The organism is Streptomyces sp. NPDC059037, assembly GCF_042740015.1.
Classification (GTDB): domain Bacteria; phylum Actinomycetota; class Actinomycetes; order Streptomycetales; family Streptomycetaceae; genus Streptomyces.
The window spans coordinates 1-3,936 of sequence record NZ_JBHYIG010000008.1 but is presented as its reverse complement, the minus strand read 5'-3'; the positions used below and the strand labels follow the sequence as shown (position 1 = coordinate 3,936).

Here is a 3,936-nt window from a genome sequence, read left to right as displayed (position 1 = left end):
CCCCCCCCCCCCCCCCCGCCGCCCCGCGCCCCCGCGGGGGCGCGCCCCCGCGCGCCCCCCCCCGGCCGCCCCCCGCGCACCCCCCCCGCCCCCCGCGCACGACTCCCTGCTCGCACGGCTCGCGTCGGCACCGGCGTACGACGGGGAGGAGCCCGGCACGGACGACTTGGCGCAGCTGCTCTATACGTCCGGCACAACGGCCCTTCCCAAGGGCGCGATGATGGCCCACCGAGCCTTGGTGCACGAATACGTCAGCGCCATCACCGCCCTTGACCTCAAGGAGACGGACAAGCCCGTCCACTCGCTGCCGCTCTACCACTCGGCGCAGATGCACGTCTTCCTGCTGCCCTACCTCGCGGTGGGCGCGGAGAACACCATCCTCGACGCGCCCGCCGCCGAGCCCATCTTCGACCTGGTCGAGGCGGGCCGCGCCGACAGCCTCTTCGCGCCGCCCACGGTGTGGATCGGCCTGTCGAACCACCCCGGCTTCGCGACGCGCGACCTCGGCGCCCTGCGCAAGGCCTACTACGGGGCGTCGATCATGCCCGTACCCGTCCTTGAACGGCTGCGCGAACGGCTCCCGTCGCTCGGCTTCTACAACTGCTTCGGACAGAGCGAGATCGGCCCGCTGGCCACGGTCCTCGGGCCCGACGAGCACGAGGGGCGGATGGACTCCTGCGGGCGGCCCGTCCTCTTCGTCGAGGCACGCGTCGTGGACGAGCGCGGCCAGGAGGTGCCCGACGGCACACAGGGCGAAGTCGTCTACCGCTCCCCGCAGTTGTGCGAGGGCTACTGGGACAAGCCCGAGGAGACCAAGGAGGCGTTCCGCGACGGATGGTTCCACTCCGGGGACCTGGCCGTGCGGGACGAGGAGGGCTACTTCACGGTGGTCGACCGGGTGAAGGACGTCATCAACTCCGGGGGAGTGCTTGTCGCGTCGCGCCAGGTCGAGGACGCGCTCTACACCCATGAACGGGTCGCCGAGACCGCCGTGATCGGGCTGCCGGACGAGCGCTGGATCGAGGCGGTCACAGCCGTCGTCGTACGCAATGGCGAGGTCACGGAGGACGAACTGATCGACCACGCACGCGAGAAGCTCGCCCACTTCAAGGCACCCAAGCGGATCCTGTTCGTGGACGAGCTGCCGCGCAACGCGAGCGGAAAGATCCTCAAGCGGGAGCTGCGGGACCGGTTCAGCGCCGAATGATGCCACCGCGGCGCGGGTTCACGGTGGGCCGACTCGGCGGGCGTGCTTCCAGACCAGCTCCACCTCGCGGCTGAGGTAGTCGTACATGTCGCCGCGGCGGTACTTCTTGACGGGCGTCGAATGGCCGTGCCGGTTGCTCTGATAGCGCGTCAGATAGGCCGCGCGGTCGGTGAGGATGATGCGGCCCACGTGCGGCAGGTGGTAAAGGCGTAGCTCCAGGGATGCGGGATTCATGTATCCCTCCAGGAAGGTGACATTCTGCCGGACCTGTTCCCGCAGCAGGCCGTTGCCGTAGGCGTGGTCGAACGCGCTGATCTCCTCCTCCCGGTCGGCGATCCAGTCCGGCTGCTGAGTGCAGTCCGGGTCGGGGAGGAGGATGCGCACATCCTTGGAGCCGCCCCGTCCCGCACGCAGGGTGTCGGCGAACACCTGCCGCTGGAGGTCGTTGCCACGACTGGTGATCACGGTCACCCAGCGCGCCCGGTCCAGCTCAGCCTGAAGGTCGCTGGCGACCGCGCCGGAATCACGGAAGGTGTCTTCGAGATCGAGGCCGAGAACTCGTGTCGCCATGAGCCTCGTCGCCTGCCGTGCGGTGCGCGAGAACACCCAGATGAGTACGAGGAATATCGCGCTGCCCGCAATGGAGATCACTATCTCTTTGAGTACCCCCATGCGGTGAAGGTAGCAGCGGGGCAGTACCGATCAGGCCTGCCCGCGCAGATCCACGATCCGCTTGAACTTGCCCACCGACCGCTCCACCGTCTCCGGATCGACGATCTCGACCGCCACCGAGACGCCGATCCCGTCCTTCACCGCCGTCGCGATCTCCCGGGCCGCCTCGTCGCGGCGCTCGGGCGTCGTGTCCGCGCGGGACTCGGCGCGGACCGTCAGGGCGTCCATCCGGCCCTCGCGGGTCAGGCGCAGCTGGAAGTACGGGGCGACGCCCGGTGTGCGCAGGACGATCTCCTCGATCTGGGTGGGGAAGAGGTTCACTCCGCGCAGGATCACCATGTCGTCCGTGCGGCCGGTGACCTTCTCCATCCGGCGGAAGTTCCGCGCCGTACCGGGCAGGAGGCGGGTCAGGTCGCGGGTGCGGTAGCGGATGACGGGCATGGCCTCCTTGGTGAGGGAGGTGAAGACCAGCTCGCCGCGCTCGCCGTCCGGCAGGACCTCGCCGGTGATCGGATCCACCACCTCCGGATAGAAGTGGTCCTCCCAGATGTGCAGTCCGTCCTTGGTCTCCACGCACTCCTGGGCGACACCGGGGCCGATGACCTCCGAAAGGCCGTATATGTCGACCGCGTCGATCGCGAACCGCTCCTCGATCTCGCGGCGCATCTCCTCCGTCCACGGCTCGGCGCCGAAGATGCCGACCTTGAGGGACGTCGTGCGTGGGTCGACGCCCTGGCGCTCGAACTCCTCAAGGAGCGTCAGCATGTACGACGGGGTCACCATGATGATCTCGGGGCGGAAGTCCTGGATCAGCTGGACCTGACGCGCCGTCATGCCGCCGGAAGCGGGAATCACCGTACAGCCGAGCCGCTCCGCGCCGTAGTGCGCGCCGAGGCCGCCGGTGAACAGGCCGTAGCCGTAGGCCACATGGACCTTGTGACCGGGGCGGCCGCCCGCCGCACGGATCGAGCGGGCCACCACGTCCGCCCACATCGACAGGTCCTGCTCGGTGTAGCCGACGACCGTCGGCCGGCCCGTGGTGCCGCTCGACGCGTGCAGGCGGCGCACCTCGGACTGCTCCACCGCGAACATCCCGAACGGGTAGTTGTCGCGCAGGTCGGTCTTGGCCGTGAACGGGAAGCGGGCCAGGTCGGCGAGCGTACGGCAGTCGTCGGGGCGGAGCCCCGCCTTGTCGAACGCCGCCCGGTAGAAGGGCACGTTCTCGTACGCGTGCAGCAAGGTGTCCTGCAGGCGCTCCAGCTGCAGCGCCTCGAGCTCCTCGCGCCCGAGGCGCTCCGCCGCGTCCAGCATGGCCGTCATATGGAGTTTCTCCCGTCCCAAACGGGCGACCGATCATTCGGTCGTGGATCTTCTGTCGAGGTCAGTAATCCAGTCGCGGGGGCGGCCGTCAAGAGATCGCACACGACGGCTTCCCGCGCCGCCCTTCCCGCGGTGTGAGCTGCGTGGACGGCTTTTGCCGGGGGCAGCTGCACCCGGGGGTCGCGGGCCCTGCCGCGCGCGCCGCGGGGTCGTACGATGGCGGCCACCCGGCACGATCGACACGGCCATTTCCAGGGGGACATCCCGTGCAGCGCAGCACCCCGTCCGCAGTCCGCTTCCTGACCGCCGGCGCTCTCGCGGCCGTACTGCTTGGAGGAGCCGGTGCCGGGCAGGCCGCCGCCGCTCCCACCGCCGTCCCCGCCCAGCGGACCGCCCTCGCGCACGGTACGCCGTACGACCTGCTCCGTCCGCTCGCCGGCCTCTCCGCCCAGCGCCTTGCCACCGCCGACCTCGTCGCGGCCGCCAAGTACGGCACGGACAGCCCCATCGACGACCCGGCCCGCGAGAAGCAGGTCCTCGACGACGTCGCGCGGCAGGCGCGGGATGTGGGTGCCGACCCCGAGGTGACGGTGCGGATCTTCCGCGACCAGATCGAGGCGAACAAGGTGGGGGGGCGCGCGCCGGGCCAACGGTGGGGGGGCCGGCCCCCCCCGGGGGCCGGCGGGCGGGGCGGGGGCGGCGGGGGGGGCGCAGAGGGAGAAGCCGGGGGACGCAGG

General features: G+C 70.6%; 4 protein-coding genes. 2 read left to right on the top strand and 2 right to left on the bottom strand.

Annotated elements, in window-relative coordinates:
- Positions 1-1,207 (top strand): AMP-binding protein (locus ACFWY6_RS03145; RefSeq protein ID WP_384685822.1); only part of this gene is annotated, 1,207 nt, incomplete at its 5' end.
- Positions 1,208-1,225: 18 nt separating this feature from the next.
- On the opposite strand, the gene ACFWY6_RS03140 is transcribed toward ACFWY6_RS03145, so the two are convergent.
- Positions 1,226-1,879 carry a hypothetical protein gene (locus ACFWY6_RS03140; protein WP_384685819.1) on the bottom strand — a complete coding sequence of 218 codons (654 nt, stop codon included), beginning with the start codon at positions 1,877-1,879 and terminating at the stop codon, positions 1,226-1,228.
- A gap of 30 nt (positions 1,880-1,909) precedes the next feature.
- Positions 1,910-3,199 (bottom strand): phenylacetate--CoA ligase PaaK, encoded by a 1,290-nt coding sequence (gene paaK / locus ACFWY6_RS03135; protein ID WP_384685817.1) that lies wholly within the window; start codon positions 3,197-3,199, stop codon positions 1,910-1,912.
- A 266-nt stretch (positions 3,200-3,465) separates the two neighbouring features.
- On the opposite strand from paaK, the gene ACFWY6_RS03130 reads away from it, so the two are divergent.
- Positions 3,466-3,936 (top strand): chorismate mutase (locus ACFWY6_RS03130; protein ID WP_384685815.1); only part of this gene is annotated, 471 nt, incomplete at its 3' end.